The sequence below is a fragment of the Rubrivirga litoralis genome (assembly GCF_031846415.1).
GTDB classification, from domain to species: domain Bacteria; phylum Bacteroidota; class Rhodothermia; order Rhodothermales; family Rubricoccaceae; genus Rubrivirga; species Rubrivirga litoralis.
Genome location: NZ_JAVRHT010000087.1, coordinates 1 through 1225, shown reverse-complemented (window position 1 = coordinate 1225; position 1225 = coordinate 1). Strand labels below are relative to the sequence as shown.

Annotated in this window: 1 protein-coding gene; it reads left to right on the top strand. The window is 67.8% G+C overall.

Annotated features, from left to right (window positions below):
- Positions 1-63 precede the first annotated feature (63 nt).
- Positions 64-1196, top strand: a protein-coding gene (locus tag RM540_RS16270) for an IS3 family transposase (protein WP_432280814.1) whose coding sequence is annotated in 2 segments (ribosomal slippage) — positions 64-331 and positions 331-1196 — 1134 coding nt in all. Because the reading frame shifts where the segments join, the coding sequence is not laid out codon by codon here.
- Positions 1197-1225 lie beyond the last annotated feature (29 nt).

Sequence of the window (1225 nt, the reverse complement as noted above, 5' to 3'; positions counted from 1 at the left end):
TGACCTGCTCCCCGTAATCTGATCCAGTCGCTACGATAGTGCTGCGCCCCATCCCGCAGCACCATGAAGAGGCACACGCCCGAAGAGATCGTCACCAAGCTCCGCCGCGTCGAAGCGCTCACCGCCGAAGGCTCCACCGTCGCCGACGCCGTCCGTGAGATCGGCGTCACCGAGGTGACCTACTACCGCTGGCGCAAGAAGTACGCCGGTGTCGGCAAGCCGGAGGCCCGGCGGCTCCGCGACCTGGAAAAGGAGAACGCCCGCTTGAAGAAGCTCGTCGCCGACCTCTCGCTCGACAACGACATTCTCAAAGAGGTCGCGCGGGGAAAGTTCTGAGCCCGCCGAAACGGCGAGCAGCCGTCGCTCATGTGCAGCGCCAGTTGGGCGTCAGCGAGCGGCGGGCCTGCCGCGTCGTCGGGCAACCGAGGTCGACTCACCGCTACGCACCCGAGCGTCCAGCGCAGGACCGCGCCCTTGTGACTCGCCTGCTCCAGCTCGCCCGCGACCACCCACGCTACGGCTACCGCCGGGCGTGGGCCGTGCTCCGGGGGGAAGGCTGGGCGGTCAACCGAAAGCGCGTCCACCGTCTCTGGCGGGAGGCCGGGCTCCAAGTGCCGCAGAAGACGCGCAAGCGGCGGCGCATCGAGGGGGCGAACGCGGGCGAGAACTCGACGGTCCGACTCGCACCGGAGCACCCCAACCACATCTGGTGCTACGATTTCGTGTTCGACGCGACCGACGATGGGCGAACGCTCAAGCTCTTGCCCATCCTCGACGAGTACACGCGGGAGTGCCTGGCGCTGGTCGTGGGCCGCTCACTGACGAGCCACCATGTCGTGGCCACCCTCGACCGGCTCGTCAAGCAGCGCGGCGCGCCCACCTTCGTGCGCAGCGACAACGGCTCCGAGTTCATTGCCCACCGGGTCGCGGCGCACCTGCTTGCAGCGGAGTCGGACACAAAGCACGTCGATCCGGGATCTCCGTGGCAAAACGCCTACTCGGAGAGCTTCAACGGCAAGCTCCGCGACGAGCTGCTGAGCCAGGAGGCCTTCGCCACGCTGGCCGAAGCGGAGGTGCTCACCGAGCGCTTCCGCCGTCACTACAACGAGTCGCGACCACACAGCGCGCTCGGCTACCTTCCACCGGCCGCGTTTGCGGCCACTCTCAACCCTAACCCGGCGTCGGCACTGTCATAGCCGCTGGTACGAAGAACGGGGGCCGGTCA